The 20065-nt window shown below is 74.5% G+C and carries 22 protein-coding genes; 18 read left to right on the forward strand and 4 right to left on the reverse strand.

Features of this window, described 5'->3' with window-relative positions; all coding sequences use genetic code 11:
• The first annotated feature begins 8 nt into the window (after positions 1-8).
• Positions 9-944 carry a prolipoprotein diacylglyceryl transferase gene (gene lgt / locus DV701_RS14680; protein WP_114929315.1) on the forward strand — a complete coding sequence of 312 codons (936 nt, stop codon included), beginning with the start codon at positions 9-11 and terminating at the stop codon, positions 942-944.
• Between the two features lie 32 nt (positions 945-976).
• Here the strand turns inward: lgt and DV701_RS14685 are convergent, their stop codons facing one another.
• From DV701_RS14685 to radA, 3 genes are all read right to left on the reverse strand, one after another.
• Positions 977-1870 (reverse strand): HhH-GPD family protein, encoded by an 894-nt coding sequence (locus DV701_RS14685; RefSeq protein ID WP_114929316.1) that lies wholly within the window; start codon positions 1868-1870, stop codon positions 977-979.
• Positions 1871-2953: a DNA integrity scanning diadenylate cyclase DisA gene (gene disA / locus DV701_RS14690; RefSeq protein WP_114929317.1), complete on the reverse strand. Its 1083-nt coding sequence runs from the start codon at positions 2951-2953 to the stop codon at positions 1871-1873. It lies immediately after the preceding gene.
• Between the two features lie 99 nt (positions 2954-3052).
• On the reverse strand, positions 3053-4468 hold the full coding sequence (gene radA, locus DV701_RS14695) for a DNA repair protein RadA (RefSeq protein ID WP_228255055.1): 1416 nt from the start codon (positions 4466-4468) through the stop codon (positions 3053-3055).
• Positions 4469-4535: 67 nt separating this feature from the next.
• On the opposite strand from radA, the gene DV701_RS14700 reads away from it, so the two are divergent.
• Entirely contained in the window at positions 4536-5171 is a 636-nt protein-coding gene (locus DV701_RS14700; protein ID WP_114929319.1) for a DUF1648 domain-containing protein, read from the forward strand.
• Between the two features lie 86 nt (positions 5172-5257).
• A complete protein-coding gene (locus DV701_RS14705; protein ID WP_114929321.1) occupies positions 5258-6235 on the forward strand; it encodes an ADP-ribosylglycohydrolase family protein in 978 nt (325 codons plus the stop codon).
• Here the strand turns inward: DV701_RS14705 and DV701_RS14710 are convergent.
• A complete protein-coding gene (locus tag DV701_RS14710) occupies positions 6232-7035 on the reverse strand; it encodes a hypothetical protein (RefSeq protein ID WP_114929323.1) in 804 nt (267 codons plus the stop codon). The genes DV701_RS14705 and DV701_RS14710 overlap by 4 nt on opposite strands.
• A 30-nt stretch (positions 7036-7065) precedes the next feature.
• Here DV701_RS14710 and DV701_RS14715 point away from each other — a divergent pair, with 30 nt between their 5' ends.
• The 15 genes from DV701_RS14715 (at position 7066) to DV701_RS14785 (ending at position 20048) form a co-directional block, all read left to right on the forward strand.
• Positions 7066-7995 (forward strand): Ppx/GppA phosphatase family protein, encoded by a 930-nt coding sequence (locus DV701_RS14715; protein WP_114929325.1) that lies wholly within the window; start codon positions 7066-7068, stop codon positions 7993-7995.
• Positions 7988-8806: a sugar phosphate isomerase/epimerase family protein gene (locus DV701_RS14720; RefSeq protein WP_114929327.1), complete on the forward strand. Its 819-nt coding sequence runs from the start codon at positions 7988-7990 to the stop codon at positions 8804-8806. Before DV701_RS14715 ends, DV701_RS14720 begins: the two co-directional genes overlap by 8 nt.
• Before the next feature lie 19 nt (positions 8807-8825).
• Entirely contained in the window at positions 8826-9791 is a 966-nt protein-coding gene (locus DV701_RS14725) for a proline dehydrogenase family protein (protein ID WP_114929329.1), read from the forward strand.
• Between the two features lie 3 nt (positions 9792-9794).
• Entirely contained in the window at positions 9795-10598 is an 804-nt protein-coding gene (proC, locus tag DV701_RS14730; protein ID WP_114929331.1) for a pyrroline-5-carboxylate reductase, read from the forward strand.
• Between the two features lie 56 nt (positions 10599-10654).
• Entirely contained in the window at positions 10655-11194 is a 540-nt protein-coding gene (locus DV701_RS14735) for a GNAT family N-acetyltransferase (protein ID WP_114929333.1), read from the forward strand.
• Positions 11195-11266: 72 nt separating this feature from the next.
• A complete protein-coding gene (locus DV701_RS14740; RefSeq protein WP_114929335.1) occupies positions 11267-12454 on the forward strand; it encodes an acetoin utilization protein AcuC in 1188 nt (395 codons plus the stop codon).
• A 197-nt stretch (positions 12455-12651) separates the two neighbouring features.
• Positions 12652-12852 carry a helix-turn-helix domain-containing protein gene (locus tag DV701_RS14745; protein ID WP_114929337.1) on the forward strand — a complete coding sequence of 67 codons (201 nt, stop codon included), beginning with the start codon at positions 12652-12654 and terminating at the stop codon, positions 12850-12852.
• A gap of 213 nt (positions 12853-13065) precedes the next feature.
• On the forward strand, positions 13066-13164 hold the full coding sequence (locus DV701_RS14750) for a 30S ribosomal protein bS22 (RefSeq protein ID WP_003792170.1): 99 nt from the start codon (positions 13066-13068) through the stop codon (positions 13162-13164).
• 137 nt (positions 13165-13301) lie between these two features.
• Positions 13302-13610, forward strand: a complete 309-nt coding sequence (locus DV701_RS14755) for a glutaredoxin family protein (protein ID WP_114929339.1) — start codon at positions 13302-13304, stop codon at positions 13608-13610.
• Between the two features lie 162 nt (positions 13611-13772).
• Positions 13773-14435 (forward strand): redox-sensing transcriptional repressor Rex, encoded by a 663-nt coding sequence (locus DV701_RS14760; protein WP_407669374.1) that lies wholly within the window; start codon positions 13773-13775, stop codon positions 14433-14435.
• A 13-nt stretch (positions 14436-14448) separates the two neighbouring features.
• The gene (locus tag DV701_RS14765) at positions 14449-15783 is read left to right on the forward strand and encodes a glutamyl-tRNA reductase (RefSeq protein WP_114929342.1); all 1335 of its coding nucleotides are present in this window, start codon (positions 14449-14451) and stop codon (positions 15781-15783) included.
• The gene (hemC, locus tag DV701_RS14770) at positions 15780-16880 is read left to right on the forward strand and encodes a hydroxymethylbilane synthase (protein WP_228255056.1); all 1101 of its coding nucleotides are present in this window, start codon (positions 15780-15782) and stop codon (positions 16878-16880) included. Before DV701_RS14765 ends, hemC begins: the two co-directional genes overlap by 4 nt.
• Positions 16881-16885: 5 nt before the next feature.
• Positions 16886-18547 (forward strand): bifunctional uroporphyrinogen-III C-methyltransferase/uroporphyrinogen-III synthase, encoded by a 1662-nt coding sequence (locus tag DV701_RS14775; RefSeq protein ID WP_202863550.1) that lies wholly within the window; start codon positions 16886-16888, stop codon positions 18545-18547.
• Positions 18544-19566, forward strand: a complete 1023-nt coding sequence (gene hemB, locus DV701_RS14780) for a porphobilinogen synthase (RefSeq protein ID WP_228255057.1) — start codon at positions 18544-18546, stop codon at positions 19564-19566. Before DV701_RS14775 ends, hemB begins: the two co-directional genes overlap by 4 nt.
• Complete coding sequence (locus DV701_RS14785) at positions 19563-20048, forward strand: MarR family winged helix-turn-helix transcriptional regulator (protein WP_228255058.1); 486 nt, start codon at positions 19563-19565, stop codon at positions 20046-20048. The genes hemB and DV701_RS14785 overlap by 4 nt, the downstream gene beginning before the upstream one ends.
• Positions 20049-20065: the final 17 nt, after the last annotated feature.

Here is a 20065-nt window from a genome sequence, read left to right on the forward strand (position 1 = left end):
GCCCTGCCATGAGCCTTCCCCCGACCGCGCTGCTGCCGGCCGTGATCCCCTACCCGGACATCCCGCCGGGCTTCGACGTGGGGCCGCTGACGATCCACTGGTACGGCCTGATGTACGCCGTCGGGATCATGGTCGGCTGGTGGCTCGGCGTGCGCCGCGCCCGCCGGCCCGGCTCCGGCTGGACCGCCGACGAGGTCGGCGACCTCATCCTGTGGGCGACCGTAGGCATCGTGGCCGGCGGCCGCCTGGGCTACGTGCTGTTCTACGGCCTGGACAAGGCGATCGCGAACCCGCTGTGGATCGTGCGGCTGGACGAGGGCGGCATGTCCTTCCACGGCGGGCTGCTCGGCGTGCTCGCGGCCTGCTGGCTCTTCGGCCACCGCACCGGGAGGGGCTTCTGGCGGGTCACCGACTTCATCGCCCCGCTCGTGCCGCTGGGCCTGTTCTTCGGGCGGATCGGCAACTTCGTCAACGGCGAGCTGTGGGGCAAGCCGACCGACGTGCCCTGGGCGATGGTCTTCCCGACGGCCGACGACCGACCGCGCCACCCCACGATGCTCTACGAGGCCTTCCTCGAGGGTCTCGTGCTCTTCGCGGTGCTGTGGGTCTTCTCGCGCAGCCGCCGGCCGGTGCGGGCGGTGTCCGGGCTGTTCCTGCTCCTCTACGGCACCTTCCGCTTCGCCGTGGAGTTCCTGCGGATCCCGGACACCCAGCTGGGCTACCTCGCGCTGGACTGGGTGACGATGGGGCAGGTGCTGTCCGCCCCGATGATCCTGCTCGGGGCGCTGCTGCTCTGGCTGGCCTACCGCACGCCGGCGTCCCGCACGAACCTCACCGGGGTCGACCCCGCTGCCGAGGAGGACGTTGCCGTGGACGCCCCTGCAGCGTCGCGGGACGCCGACCCGCAGCGGCCCGCGCAGGACCCCGGAGAGCCGCTGCCGTAGGAACGCCGCGGCACAGCAGTCCTTGGTCGAGGTCAGACGGGCAGCCGGAAGCGCGCGTCCTCGAGCGGCTCGACCAGCCCGTCGGCGACGAGCGCGTCCAGGCAGCGGTCCGACTGCGCCCGGTCCGGCCACACGGAGTGCAGCTCCTCGGCGCCGACCGGCCCGGAGGCGTCCCGGAGCACCTGCACCATGCGGCCACGGCACTGCCGGTCGGTGCCCTCCCACGCCTGCCCGCGGCGCGGCGGCCCGTCGTAGGGCGGCGAGCCGGCCAGCCGCCAGCGGCACACGTCCCTCAGCGGGCACGCCCCGCACCGGGGCGACCGGGCGGTGCACACCAGCGCGCCGAGCTCCATGACAGCGACGTTCCAGGTGGCCGCCTCCCTGTCGTCCTCCGGCAGCAGCGCGGCGGCCAGGGCCACCTCCGCCCGGGTCAGCGCGGGAGCCGGGAGCGCCGCCCCGGTCACCGACCTGGCGTGCACGCGGCGCACGTTGGTGTCGACCACGGTGGACCGCCGCCCGAAGGCGAAGGCGGCGACCGCGGCGGCGGTGTAGTCACCCACCCCGGGCAGCGTGCGCAGCACCTCCTCCTGGGCGGGCACGACCCCGCCGTGCTCGTCGCGCAGCACGACCGCAGCCGCGTGCAGCCGCAGCGCGCGCCGGGGGTAGCCCAGCCGCTCCCACGCCCGCACGGCGTCGCCCGGCGACGAAGCAGCCAGGGCGGCCGGCGTCGGCCAGGCCGCCACCCAGCGCTGCCAGACCGGTTGCACGCGGGCGACGGGCGTCTGCTGGAGCATGACCTCGGAGACGAGCACGCCCCACGGCGAGCACCCGGGTCGGCGCCAGGGCAGGTCGCGGCGGTGCACGGCATACCAGGGGAGCAGGCGGTCGTGCAGCGCGGCGGCCGTGGCCGCGTGAGCGGGGCCCATCTAGGAGTAGCGCTCCAGGATCGAGGCCTCCGCGAGCCGGGAGAGGCCCTCGCGCACCGCGCGGGCACGCGCCTCGCCGACGCCGTCGACCTCCATCAGCTCCTCCAGGCCGGCGGACAGGAGTGCCTGGAAGCTGCCGAAGTGCTCGACCAGCCGCTCCACGATCGCCCCCGGGAGCCGGGGTATGCGGTGCAGCAGCCGGTAGCCGCTCGGCGACAGGCTCTGGTGGTCCATGCCGTCGCCGACGACGGTGATGCCCAGCGCGCGGGCGACGGCGGCCAGGTCGAGGAGCTCGGCCCCGTCGAGGCCGGCCATCGACTCGAGCACCTCGGCCGGGTCGCTGATGGCCTCGGCGGAGGAGGCGTAGTCGCGGATCACCAGCTCGCGGTCGCGGCCGATGCCACCGGTGAGCTCCTCGAGCTGGAGCCGCACCAGGCGGCCGTCGACGCCCAGCTCGACGACGTACTGCTCGATCTCGGTGCTGATCCGCGCCACCATCTCCAGGCGTTGCAGGACCGAGGCGACCTCGCGGACCGTGACCAGGTCCTCGATCTCCAGCGCGGACAGGGTCGAGGTGACCTCGTCGAGGCGGGCACGGTAGCGCTCCAGCGTCTGCAGCGCCTGGTTGGCGAGGGCGAGCAGCTGGGTGCGGGGCTGGAGGACGTGGCGCTGGACGCCGACGTAGATGGCGATGATCGACATCGACTGGCTGACCGAGATGACCGGCAGGTCGGTCTGCTTGGCGACCCGCTCGGCGGTGCGGTGCCGGGTGCCGCTCTCGCGCGTCTCGATCGTGGGATCGGGCAGCAGCTGGGTGGCGGCCCGCAGGATGCGGGTGCCCTCCCGGTTGAGCACGACGGCGCCGTCCATCTTGGTCAGCTCGCGCAGCCGGGTCGCGGAGAAGTCGACGTCGAGCTCGAATCCGCCGGAGCTCATCGCCTCGACGGCGCGGTCGTTGCCCAGGACGATCAGCGCGCCGGTGCGGCCGCGCAGGACGCGCTCCAGGCCGTCGCGCAGGTCGGTGCCTGGTGCGACGGCGGCGAGGGTGCTGCGCAGGAGCTCCTCGTCGGTGCGCTCGGCCACCGGACACCCACCTTTCCCGGCGGTGTGCTCCGACCCGCCTGTCCCTGTGCGCCGATCCTAGGTCCTGGGTGCCTCAGGCCCGGCCGACCTGTCCATTCTTTACCCGTTCGTGACCGCAACGAGACCGCCCTGCGGGCTGCCGCCCTGCGCGGCGGACCCGACGAGGCGGACCGCGTCGGCGAGAGTGGCGACCTCGTGCACCCGTATGCCGGCCGGCGGCGGGCCGTCGGCGAGCGAGCCGGTCGGCACGACGGCCTCGGTGAAGCCGATCCGGGCGGCCTCGGTCAGCCGTCGCTGCAGCCCGGTGACAGGACGCAGGTCGCCGGCGAGCCCCACCTCGCCGACCGCGATCGTGCCCATCGGCAGCGACAGGTCGGCGAGCGCGCTGGTCAGGGCCAGTGCCAGGGCGAGGTCGGAGGCCGGCTCGGAGAGCCGGACCCCGCCGACCGTCGCCGCGTAGCAGTCGAGCTCGGCCAGCGGCACCCCGGCGCGCTGCCCGAGCACGGCGAGCACCATGGCCAGCCGGGAGGAGTCCAGCCCGCTCGTCGTGCGCCGCGGCGAGCCGCCGCCGGGCCGACTGACCAGGGCCTGGACCTCCGCGACGAGGGGGCGGCGTCCCTCCAGGGTGACCGTGACGCAGGTGCCGGCGACCGGTCGGTCGCGACTGGTCAGGAAGAGACCGCTGGGGTCGGGCAGCCCGACGATGCCCGCGTCGCCGAGGTCGAAGCAGCCCACCTCGTCGGTCGGGCCGAAGCGGTTCTTCACCGCGCGCACCAGCCGGAGCCGCGAGTGCCGCTCGCCCTCGAACTGGACGACGACGTCGACGAGGTGCTCCAGCACGCGCGGACCGGCGATCGAGCCGTCCTTGGTGACGTGGCCGATCAGCACGGCGGCGGTGTCCCGGGACTTGGCGGCCTGGATGAGCGCCGCCGCGACCTCGCGGACCTGCCCGACGTTGCCCGGGGCGCCCTCGACGTCGGCCGAGGCCACCGTCTGGACCGAGTCGACGACGAGCAGGTCCGGGTCGGTCCGCTCCAGGTGGCCCAGGACGGTGGACAGATCGGTCTCGGCGGCCAGGTAGAGGGTGTCGGCCACCGCCCCGATCCGCTCGGCGCGCAGCTTGACCTGCGCCGCGGACTCCTCGCCGGAGACGTAGAGCACCCTCCGCCCCTCGCGGGCCGCCCGCGCCGCCACGTCCAGGGCCAGGGTCGACTTGCCGATCCCGGGCTCGCCGGCCATCAGGACCACGGCGCCGGGCACCAGACCGCCGCCGAGCACGCGGTCGAACTCGCCGACGCCGGTCGGCCGGGCCCGCGCCGTCTGCGCGTCGACGTCGGCGATGGGCACGGCCGGCCGTGCCGGCGCGGCGGCGCTGGTCCGCACCGCGGTCGGCGCACCGGTCTCCACGACCGTGCCCCAGGCCTGGCACTCACCGCACCGGCCCACCCACTTGATCGCCGTCCACCCGCACTCCGCGCACCGGTAGGCCGGTCTGCTCCCGCTCTTCGTCGCCACGTGCCCGAGGGTAGGCTGTGCCGCCGACAGACCGGCTCGGCGACGCAGTCTCTTTAGGGTGGAAGACATGAGGGCAGGGAGCGGCAGCAGCACAGGCGAGAGCTGGCAGGAGCGGGAACGGCGCCGCGAGGAGGCGGTGCGGCGAGCGCGCAAGCTGCCTCGCGAGCCCTCCTCGGCGCGTGCCCGCCTCGTCCTGTGGCTTTCGCTCGCCTGCTGGACCGGCGTCCTCGTCTGGCTCGCACTCACCCTCCCCGAGCGCGTGCCCACCCACTGGTCGGGGTCCGGCGTGCCCGACGGGTGGTCGAGCAAGGCCGGTGCCCTGGCGATGCCGGTCGTCTTCCTCGCCATCACCCTGCCCCTGGTGCTGCTGTCCCGCCTGGTCTTCGTCGCCCCGGACCTGGTCAACGCCCCGCACCGCGAGTGGTGGACGTCGACGGTTCCGCGAGTCGTGCGCTTCGAGCGGCTCGTCCGCGAGGACATCATGGTCATCACCGGACTCACCCTGCTCCTGCTGGTCTCCGCCGAGGTCGTCATCGCCTACGCCGCCCACCAGCCGGGCGGCGCGGTGCCGTGGTGGATCTTCCCGGTCGCGCTCGTGGCCTACCTGACCCTGCTCACCCTGCGCGTGGTGCGGATGTACCTGGGCGGGCGTTACCGACCGGACGTCCAGGAGCGGGCCCTGCAGGACCGGGACGCGACCTGACGTCGGTCGGTCGGGGGACGGGCGCCCCCGGGACGCAGCGCTGAGCGCGCTCTGGGCTGTACTGGCAGCGAGGAGAAGGGAGCCAGATGAACCTCACCGACGACCAGATCGACCGCGCGGGGGGCGTGCTGCTCGGCCAGGCGCTCGGCGACGCGCTCGGCGTCCCCTACGCGTCCGGCGCCGCGCCCTACGACCCGGCGACCGGGCCGCAGCCGGCGGGCGGCGGACCCGGCGACCACGCGCCGGGGGAGTGGTCGGGCGACACCCAGATGGCGCTCTGCGTCGCCGAGGTCGCGGCGACCGGCACCGACCTGACCTCGCCGACCGGTCAGCTCGGCGTCGCGACCGCGTTCCTGTCCTGGTTCGAGTCCGACCCGCCCGAGGTCGGCGCCCACACCCGTGCGGTGCTGACCGCCGTCGCCCGCCGCGGGGACGACGCGACCCTGGACGAGGCGCTGCTCCAGGAGTCGTGGGCCGAGCACGAGCGGACCGGGCGCTCGGCCGGGAACTCCGCTCTCGCGCGCACCTGCGTGGTCGGGCTCGCGGCGCTCGCGGACCGCGAGGCCACCGCGCGCAGCGCCCGTGCCGTCGCCCGGCTCACCCACTGGGACACCCTCGCCGGCGACTCCTGCGTGCTGTGGTCCGAGGCGGTGCGGCGCGCCGTGGTCGACGGGGTGCTCGACCTGCGCGGCGGTCTGGACCTCCTGGGCGGCCCCGAGGTGCAGGTGCGCTGGTCGGCGTGGGTCGAGGAGGCCGAGCGCGAGGACCCCTCCACCTTCAGCGGCAACGGCTGCACGGTCGTCGCGCTCCAGGCCGCCTGGTCGGCGGTCCACCGCACGCGCGGGGCCGCGACGGCCGAGCAGCACGTGGTCGAGGCGCTGTCGACCGCGGTGGGCATCGGCGGCGACACCGGCACGGTGGCGGCGATCGCCGGCGGCCTGCTCGGGGCCCGCTACGGCTCCTCGGGGCTGCCGGAGCGGTGGGCGCCGCGCGTGCACGGCTGGCCCGGCCTGTGGTCCGACGACCTCGTGCGGCTCGCGGTGCTCACGGCTCACGGCGGCTAGCTCTCACCCACCTCCTGGCCGGGGGAAGCAGCGGCGGTCGCCGGGTGCACCAGCAGCGGCAGGTGCCGCCGCCCGGACTCCCGCAGCGCGTCGACCGCCGCGAGGTGCTCCTCGCAGAGGCGGGCGAGCGCGTCATACGCCTCCTGCCCGACGAGCTCGACGAGCTCGGCGCGCTGCGAGACGTAGACCGGCTCGCCCGCCGTGTGCGCCTCTGGCGACCCGGTGCACCACCAGTCCAGGTCGTGCCCGCCGGGCCCCCACGCGCGACGGTCGTACTCGCCGATCGTGATCTCGAGGTATGACGTGCCGTCCGCGCGCTCCACGTCCCGGTAGCCGCGCCGCAGGGGCACCTGCCAGCACACGTCCGGCTTGGTGGTGTGCGGCGCCAGACCCTCGGCCAGCGCGTGCTGGTGCAGCGCGCAGCCAGGGCCGGCGGGGAACCCGGGGCGGTTGAGGAAGATGCACGCCCCGTCCACGACGCGGGTGACGCGCTCGCCGTCCTCGTCCTCGGCCAGCCAGCCCTCGTCGCGCGCCTCGTCGACCAGCTGCCACCCGTCGGGCCCGAGCCGCCCGGCGACCGCCGCGACCCGGGCGTGGTCGTCGTCGTCGGTGAGGTGCGCGCCGAGGGTGCAGCACCCCGCGTCGGGCTCCCCGGCCTCGATCCCGTGGCAGCCGGCGCCGTAGATGCAGCGCCACCGGGACGTCAGCCAGGTCAGGTCGAGACGCAGGCGTTGCGCCGGGTCGGCCGGGTCGGTCAGCTCGGCCCAGGCGCGCGGTGCGTCCAGCGGGCTCTCGGTCACGCCGCAACCCTAGGGGGGATAATGGCAGATATGCGCCTGGGAGTGATCGACGTCGGATCGAACACGGTGCACCTTCTCGTGGTCGACGCCCACCCCGGCGCGCACCCCCTGCCCGACTACTCGCACAGCGTCACGCTGCGACTGGCCGAGCACCTGACCCACGAGGGCACGATCTCGGCCGCGGGCGCGAGCACGCTGGCCCGGTTCGTGACCGACTGCACGGAGGTGGCCGAGAGCCGCGGCGTCTCCCGGCTCATGGGGTTCGCGACCAGCGCGATCCGGGAGGCCGACAACACCGAGGACGTGCTCGAGCAGGTCGCGGCCGGCTCGGGCGTGGACCTGCAGGTGCTGGCCGGCGAGGACGAGGCCCGGGTGACCTTCCTGGCGGTACGCCGCTGGTTCGGCTGGTCCGCCGGCCGGATCCTCAACGTGGACATCGGCGGTGGCTCCCTGGAGATGGCCGTCGGCCTGGACGAGGAGCCGGACGCCGCGGTCTCCCTGCCGCTGGGCGCCGGGCGGCTGACCCGGGAGCTGGCCGGCGACCCCCCGTCGGCGGCCGACGTGAAGGACCTGCGCCGCCGGGTCCGCTCCGAGATCGCCACCGTCCACCCGACGCTCACCCGCGCCGGTGGACCCAACCTGACGGTGGGCACGAGCAAGACGATCCGTTCCCTGGCGCGCGTCTGCGGGTCGGCCCCGCAGGGCGAGGGCCCCTACGTCCCACGCACCCTGCTGCGGTCCGACCTGGCCGAGCTGGTGCCGCGGCTGGCTACCATGACAGCGGCCGAGCGCGTCGAGCTGCCCGGCGTCTCCGCCGCCCGGGCGCCCCAGCTGCTCGCCGGCGCGGTCGTCGTCGAGGCGGCTCTCGACCTCCTCGGGGTCGAGGCGTTGTCCATCTGTCCCTGGGCCCTCCGTGAGGGGCTCATCCTCCGCTTCCTGGACGGTCTACCCGATGACTGACTTCCCGCACATCCCTGTCCATCTCTCCTCGTCCTCGGTCTATCCCGAGAACGCCGCCTACTGCTTCGACCTGGCCCAGCGGCTCGGCTACGACGGCGTGGAGGTGATGGTCTGGACCGACCCCGTGACGCAGGAGGCCGGTGCGCTGAAGTCGCTGGCCGAGCTGCACGGTCTGCAGATCGGGGCGATCCACGCCCCGACCCTGCTCCTCGCCCAGCGGCTGTGGGGGTGGGACCCGTGGGGCAAGATCGAGAGGGCGCTCGACCTGGCCGCGGAGGTCGACGCGCAGTGCGTCGTCGTCCACCCGCCGTTCCGGTGGCAGCGAGGCTACGCCGAGGGCTTCGTCGAGGGCGTGGCCGAGCGGCAGGAGAGGTGGGGCATCAAGCTGGCGGTGGAGAACATGTTCCCGTGGCGCTCGGGCGCGCGGGCGATGCAGGCCTACCTCCCGGGGCCGGACCCACGCGACTTCCCCTACAGCGCCGTCACCCTGGACATCTCGCACGCGGCCACCGCCGGCGTCGACGCGCTCCAGCTGGCCGAGGACCTCGGCGACCGCGTCTGCCACGTGCACCTGGGCGACTCCTTCGGCTCCTTCAAGGACGAGCACCTCGTGCCGGGCCGCGGCAACCAGCGCTGCTCGGAGGTGCTCGGGCACCTGGTCAGCTCCGGCTTCGACGGCGTGGTCACCCTCGAGGTGGGCACCCGCAAGCTCGGCACCAAGGCCCGCGAGGCGGCCCTGGCCGAGTCGCTCGCCTTCGCCCGTCAGCACCTGGGCCAGCACGACGGTCCGGGCGCGCGGGACGTCGGCTGACACGGCGTAGCCTGGCCCCATGGATCTCGCCCACCTCAATCCCGCCGCGCTGATGCGGCAGACCCTGCTCGGGATGAGCCGCAACGACCAGCTGCGCCAGGCGATCGAGCACGCGCCGGTCAGCCGGGACGTCGTGCGCCGCTTCGTCGGGGGCACCACGACCCAGGACGTGCTCGACGTGGCCACCGAGCTGGCCGACACCCGGCGGATGGCCACCATCGACTACCTCGGTGAGGACACGCTGGACCCGGCGATGGCCGAGCGCACCAGGGACGCCTACCTGGACGTGATCGCGGCGGCCGCGCAGGCCGGGCTCACCCAGGACGGCGCCGTCGAGGTGAGCCTGAAGCTGAGCGCGCTGGGGCAGGCGCTAGGTCGCGACGGCAACGCCATCGCGCTCGAGAACGCCCGGGCGATCTGCCAGGCCGCCGCCAACGCCGGCACCACCGTGACCCTCGACATGGAGGACCACACGACCACCGACCTCACCCTGTCGGTGCTCCGCGACCTGCGCCAGGACTGGCCGTGGGTGGGCGCCGTGCTGCAGAGCTACCTCTACCGCACCGAGCAGGACTGCCGCGACCTCGCCCACGAGGGCTCACGGGTCCGGCTGTGCAAGGGCACCTACAAGGAGCCCGAGTCGGTGGCCTTCCAGGACAAGGGCGACGTCGACCGGTCCTTCGTGCGCTGCCTGAAGGTCCTCATGGAGGGCGAGGGCTACCCGATGGTCGCCAGCCACGACCCCCGGCTGGTGGAGATCGCCACGGTCCTCGCCGACAAGGCGCAGCGCACGCCCGACTCCTTCGAGTACCAGATGCTGCTGGGCATCCGTCCCGACGAACAGCTGCGGCTGGCCGCGGCCGGGGCCCGGGTGCGGGTCTACGTGCCCTACGGCGACGAGTGGTACGGCTACCTGATGCGCCGGATGGCCGAGCGTCCGGCCAACCTCGGCTTCTTCCTGCGCGGACTGGCGACGAAGGGCTGAGGCATGACGATCGCGCTGCTGGGCGCGGGCGTCATGGGGAGCACGCTGCTGGCGGCCCTCGTGCGCTCGGGCCACGACCCCCAGGACCTGCTCGTCTCCGACACGTCGGCCGAGCGTGCCGAGGAGGTCTCCCGCCGGCACGGCTCCCGGGCGGTGCCGGCCGCCGAGGCCGTCGCCGCGGCGGACATCGTGCTGGTGGCCGTCAAGCCCCAGGACATGGCGGCGCTGGTCGAGGAGGTCCGCGACGCTGTCCGGCCCGGGGCGCTGGTCGTCTCGATCGCGGCCGGCATCAGCACCGACTTCCTCGAGCGCCGGCTCCCGGCGGGCACCTCGGTGGTGCGGGTCATGCCCAACACCCCGGCACTGGTCGACCAGGGCATGTCCGCGCTCAGCCCCGGCCACCACTGCTCCGAGGAGCAGCTGGAGCTGGCCCGCGGCCTGATGGCCTCGGTCGGCAGGGTGGTCGTGCTCGACGAGTCCCACCAGGACGCGGTCACCGCGATCAGCGGCAGCGGGCCGGCCTACATCTTCTACGTCGTCGAGGCGATGATCGAGGCCGGCGTCCTGCTCGGGCTGCCGCGGGACACCTCGACCGAGCTGGTCGTGCAGACCCTCTACGGCGCCGCGACGATGATCCGGGAGACCGGGACGCACCCCACGGTGCTGCGCGAGCAGGTCTCCAGCCCCGGCGGCACCAGCGTGGCTGCGCTGAGGGCGCTGGAGGACCACAAGGTCAGGGCCGCGTTCCTGACCGCGATAGAGGCTGCGGCCGTCCGCTCGCGCCAGCTCTCGCCCCCGCCCGACTGACCGTCGCGCCCCGGACTCCCTCGCGGGCGCGGACCGCCGTGTGACAAAGTATGGGCATGAGTGACATCCGCGTGCGCGTCCTCGAGCAGGACGAGTGGCCGATCTATCGTGAAGTCCGTCTGCGGGCGCTGCGTGAGTCTCCGGAGGCCTTCGTCGCGTCCGCCGAGGAGGAGGCGGAGTTCGAGGACAGCGTGTGGGAGGAGCGGATGGCGCGCTCCCGGCGGATCCTGGCGCAGGACGGTGACGAGGTGATCGGCGTGGTGAGCGTGGGCACCGGCCACCGCACCAAGATCGCGGGCGCGGGAGAGCTCTTCGGGCTCTGGGTAGAGGCGTCCCGGCGTGGCTCGGGGGTGGCGCGCCGGCTCATGGAGAAGGCGGCCAAGGTCGGCCGAGAGGTCGGGCTGCGGCAACTGCTCTACTGGGTGGGCACCGACAACGGGCGCGCGGTCGCGTTCGCCTCCAGCTTCGGTTTCCGGCCCACCGACGAGCGCCGGCCGATGCGGATCCGCGGCGTCGACGACGACGACGCGGACGCCGAGGAGCTGATGATGGTCTACCCGCTGGGCGACACCGGCGGGGTCCCGACCTCCCTCTGAGCGGGCCGGGTCCGGCGCCCCCGGCGAGGACGCCGGGCACCCCGCCCGTCACCGGTGGATTACCGTGGGGCCATGGCGGCCACCTGGGTGATGTGGGACGAGCGCTTCACGGCGTACGACTTCGGCCCGGGGCACCCCATGCACCCCTCGCGGCTGGACCTGACGTACCGGCTCTCGCGCTCGCTCGGGCTGCTCGACCACGACGACGTCGTCGTAAAGCCGGTCGAACCGGCAACCGACGAGCAGCTGCTCACCGTGCACACCCCCGAGCTCCTCGCCGCGGTCAAGGAGGCCTCCGCGGACCCGCGCTCCGCCACCGGACGGCTGGGTGTCGGCACGGAGGACACCCCGGCCTTCGCCGGCATGCACGAGGCCACCTCTCTGGCCGTCGGAGCCACGCTCGCCGCCGTCGAGGCGGTCTGGTCAGGGCAGGCTCGGCACGCGGTCAACATCGCGGGCGGGCTGCACCACGCGATGCCGGGGGCGGTCAGCGGCTTCTGCGTCTACAACGACGCCGCCGTCGGCATCCGGCGGCTGCTCGAGCTCGGCGCCCGTCGCGTCCTCTACCTCGACCTGGACGTGCACCACGGCGACGGTGTCGAGCGGGCGTTCTGGAACGAGGACCGGGTGATGACGGTCTCGCTGCACGAGACGGGGCGCGCGCTCTTCCCCGGCACCGGCTTCCCCGGCGACACCGGCGGCCCGAGGGCCGTCGACACGGCGGTCAACGTCGCGCTGCCCCCGGGCACCGGCGACGAGGGCTGGCTGCGCGCCTACCAGGCCGTGGTGCCCCCCGTCGTGCGCGCCTTCGGCCCCGACGTCGTGGTCAGCCAGCACGGCTGCGACTGCCACTACTCCGACCCGCTGGCGCACCTGAGCGTGTCCATGGACGCGATGGCCGTCGCCTACGGATGGGTGTCCGACCTGGTCGAGGAGGTCGCCGGCGGACGCTGGGTGGCGCTCGGGGGAGGCGGCTACGAGCTCGTCTCCGTCGTGCCGCGGGCCTGGACCCACCTCATCGGCGTGGCCACCGGTCGTCGGGTCGACCCGGCGACGGCGACGCCGCAGGAGTGGCGCGACCACGTCGAGGAGTACTACGGCCGGGAGGCGCCCGAGCTGATGGGCGACCGCGGCGGCCGTCCCATCCGCTACGGCGCCTGGGAGGACGGCTACCAGCCCGAGGACCCCGTCGACTCCGCGATCATGGCCACCCGCAGAGCCGTCTTCCCGGGCTGGGGCCTGGACCCCTACTTCGACTGAACCGCCACGTCAGGCACACCAGCCCCACCTGCCCGAGAGTCACCCCCTCGCGTGTCGGGCTGGACAATTCTGCAGTCACGACTTTCGCAACCACCACTCCTGCCCCTACAGTGGGGCCACAGCACAGTGAGGACGGGCCGGAGGGGAAGCCGCGACCGTCTGCACGACCACATATCGAACAGATGAGGAAGCGTCCGATGGCAGAAGAGCGTCAGCTCGGCGAGATGACGTTCATGACCGTGGCCGAGGTGGCTGCGGTGATGCGCGTGTCCAAGATGACCGTGTACCGTCTGGTGCACTCCGGCGAGCTGCCCGCAGTCCGGGTCGGTCGCTCCTTCCGGGTGCCGGAGAAGGCGGTGCACGCCTACCTCGAGGAGTCCTACCACGGCACGGCCTGACGGCGGGCCGGGTCGCAGCGGTCTCCCGGCTCCCGGTTTGGGACGGGACCCCCGCCCGCGCTAGTCTGGGACGGTCCGTCGTGCGGGTAGGGCGTGGCAGCGATGCCGCGAGCAGCGCCGCTCCCGGCCACCTGCGCGGGTGATCCTTATCGCTCGCGCGGAGAACGTACGACGTCCTGGCATGACCCAGACCATCGAGACGAAGGACAGCCCATGGGCTCTGTGATCAAGAAGCGCCGCAAGCGGATGGCGAAGAAGAAGCACCGCAAGCTGCTGCGCAAGACGCGTCACCAGCGTCGCAACAAGAAGTGACCGGCTGACGCCGCACGAAAAGGACGGCGCCGACCCCGCACCGGGGCCGGCGCCGTCGTCGTTCCCGTGGCGGCGTCGCGCCCGGGCAGGGGCCGCGCCCCTGCCCGGGACCGAGCAGCGACCGAAGAGGAGCAGGTATGGGGTGGCTCGCCCGGCTGCGCCGTCCCCGGCGTCCCCCTGCGGAGGTGGTCGTGCTCACCCGTCGGGGCTGCCACCTGTGCGCCGACATGGAGCAGGTGGTGTCCCGGGTGCTGGGGGCGGGCACCGCCCGTCCGGCGCACCTGCGCATCGTCGACCTGGACGACGCGGGTCGGGAGGACCCGGCGCTGCTCGCGCACTACGACACCCTCGTGCCGGTGCTGCTGGTCGACGGGGTCGAGGTGGCCCGCTGGGTGGTCGACGAGCGCGATGTGCGCGCGGCGCTGGGGCGCCGGCGCAGGCCCTGAGGGCGAGGCGGCCGAGCACCGCAGGGCCCCCGACCGCGTGTTTTGGTCGAACGGCTGGCGCGTGCCTAGAGTGTAGGGGTCCGCGACGGGCGCCTGAGCGGGTCTGATATAAGGCCTGCCGCGCCGTTGCGCGAGCCCCAGAGAGGAGCCGGTCCAAGCATGATGGCCGAGTCCACCCGACGAGGAGTCCCCGAGGCGACCGTCGGACGGCTGCCCGGCTATCTGCGCGCCCTGACCGACCTGGCCGACGCCGGCCGTGGCTCGGTCTCCAGCGAGGACCTCGCCCAGCTCCTGGGCATCCGCTCGGCGCAGGTGCGCAAGGACCTCTCCGCCCTCGGCTCCTACGGGGTCCGCGGCGTCGGCTACGACGTGGCCCGCCTCTGCGACCAGATCGCCGCCGAGCTGGGCCTGGCCCGGCAGCGGGCGGTCGTGATCGTCGGCCTGGGCAACCTGGGCCGGGCGCTGGCCGCCTACGGCGGGCTGGCGCCGCGTGGCTTCGAGGTCGTCGCCCTGGTCGACAACGACCCCGCGCTGGTCGGCACGACGGTCGGCGGACTGCCGGCGCGACGCCTGGACGAGCTGGACCGGGGCGCGGGCACGCTCGACGTCGGGGTCATCACCACGCCCGCGGAGGCCGCCCAGGAGGTCGCCGACACGCTCGTCGGGCTCGGGGTGCGCTCCATCCTCAACTTCGCCCCTGTCGTCCTGCGCGTCCCCGACGGCGTGCACGTGCGCGCGGTGGACCTGTCCACCGAGCTGCAGATCCTGGCCTTCCACGAGCACCAGCGGCTGCTCGCCGACGCCCGGGGGGACGAGGTCGGATGAGGAGGGTGACCCGATGAGCGTGCTCGTCGTCGGGCTGTCGCACCGGACGGCCCCCATGGAGCTGCTCGAGCGCGCCGCGCTCGGGGCCGAGCAGGCGCGCGCACTGGCGATGCAGCTGCACGCGGGCGACCACGTCGAGGAGTCGCTCGTCCTGGCCACCTGCAACAGGCTCGAGGTCGTGGTCGAGGCTGCCACCTTCCACGGTGCCCTCGTCCGGGTCGGCGAGGCGCTCGCCGAGGCGACCGGAGTCGCGCGCCAGGAGCTCACCCCTTACCTCTACGTCCACCACGACCAGCGGGCCGTGGCGCACCTGTTCGAGGTGGCCTGCGGGCTGGACTCGATGGCCGTCGGCGAGAGCCAGGTGCTCGGTCAGCTGCGCGAGGCGCTCCGTCGCAGCCAGCTCGACCGCCGCGTCGGGCCCGCCCTCAACACCCTTCTCCAGCAGGCGCTGCGCGTGGGCAAGCGCGCGCACGCCGAGACCGGCATCGACCGGGTCTCGCACTCCCTGGTGGGCGTCGGCCTGGCGCTGGCGGCCGAGGAGCTGCCCTCGCTCGTGTCGGCACGGGCCGTGGTCGTCGGGGCCGGCGCCATGTCCGGCCTGGCGGTGGCCGAGCTGCGGCGGGCCGGCCTCGCCGACCTCACGGTGGTCAACCGCACCCGCGCCCGTGCCGACCGGCTCGCCGCCCAGCACGGCGCCACCGCCGCGGACTGGTCGGACCTGCCCGCGCTGCTCGGAACCGCCGACCTCGTCCTCACCTGCACCGGGGCCGTGGGCCACGTCGTCGGGGCCGACGAGCTCGGCCGCGCCCGGGCCGGGGCGGGCACCACCTCGCCGCTGGTCGTCCTCGACCTCGCCCTTCCGCGCGACGTCGACCCGCAGGTCGCGACCCTGCCCGAGGTCCGGCTCCGGGGGCTGGCGGAGCTGCGCGACGTGCTCGACGGCGCGCCCGGAGGGGCGGCCCGGCACGACGCGGTGACCGCCGTCCGGGAGCTGGTGAGCGCCGAGGTGGCCGGCTACCTGACCGAGCGCCGCGCCGCCCGCCTCGCCCCGACCCTGGCCGCCCTGCGCAGCCGGGCCGCCCGCGTCGTCGACGCGGAGATGGCGCGGCTGGACCAGCGGGTCCCGGACCTGCCCGACGACGAGCGCCACGAGGTGCGCCGCACCGTCCAGCGCGTGGTCGACAAGCTGCTGCACACCCCGACCGTCCGGGTCAAGGAGCTCGCCTCGGGGCCGGAGCCGGCCGACTACGGGCAGGTGCTGCGCGAGCTGTTCGACCTGGACCCCAACGAGGTGGCGGTGGACGCCGCCCCCGCGCTCGACGTGGCGGACCTCGGAGGTGAGCGATGACCGCCGGGATGCTGCGCCCGGACGCGGCGCCGGACCGCCTGGCCGACGTGGCCGACGTGGCCGACGTGGCCGACCGGCACGCGACCGGACGCGCGCTGCGCCTGGGCACCCGGGCCAGCGAGCTCGCCACCAGCCAGTCCGGCTGGGTGGCCGACCACCTCCGCGCCGCGGGGTACGAGGTCGAGCTCGTGCCGGTGCGCACCGTGGGCGACGTCTCCCGAGCCAGCCTCTCCGAGATCGGCGGCACCGGCGTCTTCGCCTCCGCGCTGCGCGAGGCGCTGCACGAGGGCACCATCGACCTGGCCGTCCACTCGCTCAAGGACCTGCCGACCACGCCCGAGCCGGGCCTGGTGGTGGCCGCCGTCCCCGAGCGCGAGGACCCGCGCGACGCCCTCGTCGCCCGTGACGGCCTCACGCTCGCGACCCTGCCGGAGGGGGCGAGGGTCGGCACCGGTTCGCCGCGTCGCGCGGCGCAGCTGGCACAGCTGCGTCCCGACCTCGACGTGCGCGACATCCGGGGCAACGTCGGCACCCGCATCGCCATGGTCCGCGACGGCGAGCTGGACGCCGTGGTGCTCGCCTGCGCCGGGCTGTCCCGGCTCGGTCGCCTCGACGAGGCCACCGAGCGGCTCGACCTGAGCACCATGCTCCCCGCGCCCGGGCAGGGTGCGCTCGCGGTCGAGTGCCGCGACGGGCACGCCGCGCTCGCCGACCTGCCTCCTGGCGTCGTCGTCACCGACGCCGACCTCAGGGGCCTGCTCGCCGACGCGCTGGAGCACCCGCCGACCCGCGCTGCCGTCACCGCCGAGCGCGCCGTCCTCGCCCGGCTCGAGGCCGGCTGCACGGCCCCGGTGGGCGCTCACGCCGCGCCGGCAGGTCTGCGGCCCGCGCCCGCGGAGGAGGCGGGCCGCACCACCCCGCCCCTCACCCTCTCCGTCTTCGTCGCGCTGCGGCACCCGCAGCGCCACGAGCAGACCGGGTCCGACCCGGTCCTGCTCGGCCGCACCGTGGCCGAGCACCTGTTGAACCGTCCCGACCCCACCCGGTCCGCCGACCGTCCCGACGGCGGACCCGGGGTCTCACACACCGGAGCGTGATCCACGTGAGCCTGCAAGCCGCGCACCAGCCGCCCTCGTCCCTGTCGCAGCCCGACGCCGCCCGGGTGGCCTTCGTCGGCGCCGGGCCGGGTGATCCGGGGCTGCTCACCGTCCGGGCGCGCGACTACCTCGCCGCCGCGGACGTGGTCGTCCTCGACTCGCCCGACCACGTCGAGCAGCTGCGCGCCTGGACCCGCGAGGAGGTCGAGTTCGTCGTCACCAGCGAGCGGTCCTCCGGGACCAAGCCGCTCGGCGAGACCGCCCGCGCCACCCTCCTGGTGCGCACCGCCGGCCGCTGCTCCGCGCCCTCGCAGCTCGTCGTCCGCCTCATGGACGGCGACCCGAGCGCCTTCAGCGGGCTGGCCGTCGAGGCGCTCGCCTGCCGCGAGGCCGGGGTCCCCTTCGAGATCGTGCCCGGCGTCAGCACCGCGTGGTCGGTCCCCGCCTACGCCGGCGTGCCCCTCACCGCGCACGAGCGCAGCGGCTCCCTGCACATGGTCTCCGCCGACGACCCGCAGGTCGACTGGGCGCTGTCCGCACGCGACGACATCACCGTCGTCGTGCTGGGCACCGGCCGCCCGCTGCTGGAGGCGCTGCGCGGCCTGGCCGCCGCCGGCCGCGACCCGCAGACGCCCGTCGCCCTGACCGAGCACGGCACCACGACCACGCAGGCGACCGACGTGACCACCCTCGAGGACGCGATCGCGGTCCTCGCGGCCGGCCGGGCCACCTGCCCGGACGCGTCGGTGGCGGTCGTCGGGCACCAGGTCGAGCTGCGCGCCGAGCTGTCCTGGTACGAGACCAAGCCGCTCTTCGGCTGGTCGATCCTCGTGCCGCGGACCAAGGAGCAGTCCGGGCCGATGACCGACCGCATCGCCTCCTACGGCGCGACCTCGTCGGTGGTTCCGACGATCAGCGTCGAGCCCCCGCGCACGCCGCAGCAGATGGACCGCGCGATCGGCGGCATGGTGACCGGCCGCTACGAGTGGGTGGGCTTCACCTCGGTCAACGCGGTGCGGGCGGTGCGCGAGAAGTTCGAGGCCCTCGGACTGGACGCTCGCGCCCTCTCCGGGCTCAAGCTCGCCGCCGTGGGCGGGGTGACCGCCGCCGCCCTGCGCGACTGGGGCCTGGAGCCCGACCTCGTCCCCGAGGGCGAGCAGTCGGCCCGGGGCCTGCTGCAGGCATGGCCGCAGTACGACGAGGTGCTCGACCCGATCAACCGGGTCTTCCTGCCCCGCGCGGACATCGCGACCGACACCCTCGTGGCCGGTCTGCAGGAGGGCGGCTGGGAGGTCGACGACGTCACGGCCTACCGGACCGTGCGTGCGGCCCCGCCGGCCGCGCCGGTGCGCGAGGCGATCAAGGGCGGCGCCTTCGACGCGGTGTGCTTCACCTCCTCCTCCACGGTGCGCAACCTCGTCGGTATCGCGGGCAAGCCGCACCCGACCACGGTCGTGGCCTGCATCGGCCCCGCCACCGCCAAGACCGCCGAGGAGCACGGGCTGCGGGTCGACGTCGTGGCGCCGGAGCCGGACGCGGTCGTGCTCGTGGACGCCCTGGCCCAGCACGCCCGTGCCGCGGCCGCGGCGGTCCGCGCGGAGGGTCGCCCGGTGCTGCGCCCCAGCCAGCAGCGCACGACCGGGCGGCGCTCCAGGTCCCGCAGGTGAGCGGGACGGCCGGGAGGGAGCCGACCGTCACGGTGCCGCACGAGCGGCCCCGCCGGCTGCGCGCCACCCCGGCGGTCCGCCGGCTCGTCGCGCAGACGCGGCTGCACCCCGCCGACCTGGTGCTGCCCGTCTTCGTCCGTGACGGCATCACCGAGGCGCAGCCGATCGGCTCGATGCCGGGCGTCGTGCAGCACACGCCGGACAGTCTGCTCGCGGCGGCCAGCGAGGCGGTCGAGGCCGGCGTCGGCGGGATCATGGTCTTCGGCGTCCCCCGTGACGAGGACAAGGACGCAGCCGGCACCGCCGGCACCGAACCCGACGGAATCCTCAACCGGGCGCTGCGGCTGCTGCGCGAGGAGCTGGGCCAGCGCACGGTCCTGATGAGCGACCTGTGCCTGGACGAGTTCACCGACCACGGCCACTGCGGCGTGCTCGACGGGCGCGGCCGGGTCGACAACGACGCCACTCTCGTGCGGTATGCCGAGATGGCGCTCGCGCAGGCCGCCGCCGGTGCGCACGTGGTCGGGCCGAGCGGGATGATGGACGGACAGGTGCGCGTGGTCCGCGAGGCTCTCGACGCCGCCGGCCACGAGGACGTCGCGGTGCTGGCCTACACGGCCAAGTACGCCTCCGCCTGCTACGGACCGTTCCGCGAGGCGGTGGCCTCCACGCTGACCGGGGACCGCACGACATACCAGCAGGACCCCGCGAACCGGACCGAGGCGCTGCGCGAGCTGCGGCTCGACCTGGCCGAGGGCGCCGACATGGTCATGGTCAAGCCGGCGCTACCCTACCTCGACGTGCTCAGCGACGTCGTGGAGGTCGCCGACGTGCCGGTCGCGGCCTACCAGGTCAGCGGGGAGTACTCGATGATCGAGGCTGCCGCGCAGCGCGGGTGGGTCGACCGGGACCGGATGGTGATGGAGACCCTCACCTCGGTCCGGCGCGCCGGGGCCCAGGTCGTGCTCACCTACTACGCCGTGCACGCCGCGCGCCTGCTCGCGGAGCAGCGGGCGTGAGCGAGGACGGGGCGACGCGGTGGCTGGACCCGCAGGAACAGCAGGCCTGGCGGGCCATCCTGCGCTCCTGGCACCTGATGCGCCAGACGATGGAGGAGGCCCTCGCGGCGCACGACGTCGGGTTCGGGGAGTACGAGCTGCTCTCGATGCTCTCCGAGGCACCGGGTCGACGGCTGCGGATGGCGATGCTGGCCGATCTCGTCGTGCAGTCCCGCAGCCGGGTGAGCCACACCGCCACGCGGCTGGAGCGGCGCGGCTGGGTGCGGCGGGACCGGGCCACCGGGGACGGGCGCGGGGTGCTGCTCGTCCTCACCGACGAGGGACGATGCACCGTGGAGGCGTTGGCGCCGGTCCACGTGGAGAGCGTCCGGCACGCGCTGCTCGACCACCTGAGCCGCGAGGAGCTGCTCGGCTACGGCGAGCTCATGGCCCGGGTGGTGCGAGCCAACCGCAACAGCGGTCAGGCCGCCGACGTGCGCTGAGGCGTCCGTCTGCGACA

This window comes from Ornithinimicrobium avium (genome assembly GCF_003351765.1).
In the GTDB taxonomy this organism is placed as follows: domain Bacteria; phylum Actinomycetota; class Actinomycetes; order Actinomycetales; family Dermatophilaceae; genus Ornithinicoccus; species Ornithinicoccus avius.

Coding starts and splice junctions, on each gene's coding strand:
- lgt (WP_114929315.1), top strand. CDS start 9: ATGAGCCTTCCCCCGACCGCGCTGCTGCCGGCCGTGATCCCCTACCCG.
- DV701_RS14685 (WP_114929316.1), bottom strand. CDS start 1,870: ATGGGCCCCGCTCACGCGGCCACGGCCGCCGCGCTGCACGACCGCCTG.
- DV701_RS14700 (WP_114929319.1), top strand. CDS start 4,536: ATGAGGGCAGGGAGCGGCAGCAGCACAGGCGAGAGCTGGCAGGAGCGG.
- DV701_RS14705 (WP_114929321.1), top strand. CDS start 5,258: ATGAACCTCACCGACGACCAGATCGACCGCGCGGGGGGCGTGCTGCTC.
- DV701_RS14715 (WP_114929325.1), top strand. CDS start 7,066: ATGCGCCTGGGAGTGATCGACGTCGGATCGAACACGGTGCACCTTCTC.
- DV701_RS14720 (WP_114929327.1), top strand. CDS start 7,988: ATGACTGACTTCCCGCACATCCCTGTCCATCTCTCCTCGTCCTCGGTC.
- DV701_RS14725 (WP_114929329.1), top strand. CDS start 8,826: ATGGATCTCGCCCACCTCAATCCCGCCGCGCTGATGCGGCAGACCCTG.
- proC (WP_114929331.1), top strand. CDS start 9,795: ATGACGATCGCGCTGCTGGGCGCGGGCGTCATGGGGAGCACGCTGCTG.
- DV701_RS14735 (WP_114929333.1), top strand. CDS start 10,655: ATGAGTGACATCCGCGTGCGCGTCCTCGAGCAGGACGAGTGGCCGATC.
- DV701_RS14740 (WP_114929335.1), top strand. CDS start 11,267: ATGGCGGCCACCTGGGTGATGTGGGACGAGCGCTTCACGGCGTACGAC.
- DV701_RS14745 (WP_114929337.1), top strand. CDS start 12,652: ATGGCAGAAGAGCGTCAGCTCGGCGAGATGACGTTCATGACCGTGGCC.
- DV701_RS14750 (WP_003792170.1), top strand. CDS start 13,066: ATGGGCTCTGTGATCAAGAAGCGCCGCAAGCGGATGGCGAAGAAGAAG.
- DV701_RS14755 (WP_114929339.1), top strand. CDS start 13,302: ATGGGGTGGCTCGCCCGGCTGCGCCGTCCCCGGCGTCCCCCTGCGGAG.
- DV701_RS14760 (WP_407669374.1), top strand. CDS start 13,773: ATGGCCGAGTCCACCCGACGAGGAGTCCCCGAGGCGACCGTCGGACGG.
- DV701_RS14765 (WP_114929342.1), top strand. CDS start 14,449: ATGAGCGTGCTCGTCGTCGGGCTGTCGCACCGGACGGCCCCCATGGAG.
- hemC (WP_228255056.1), top strand. CDS start 15,780: ATGACCGCCGGGATGCTGCGCCCGGACGCGGCGCCGGACCGCCTGGCC.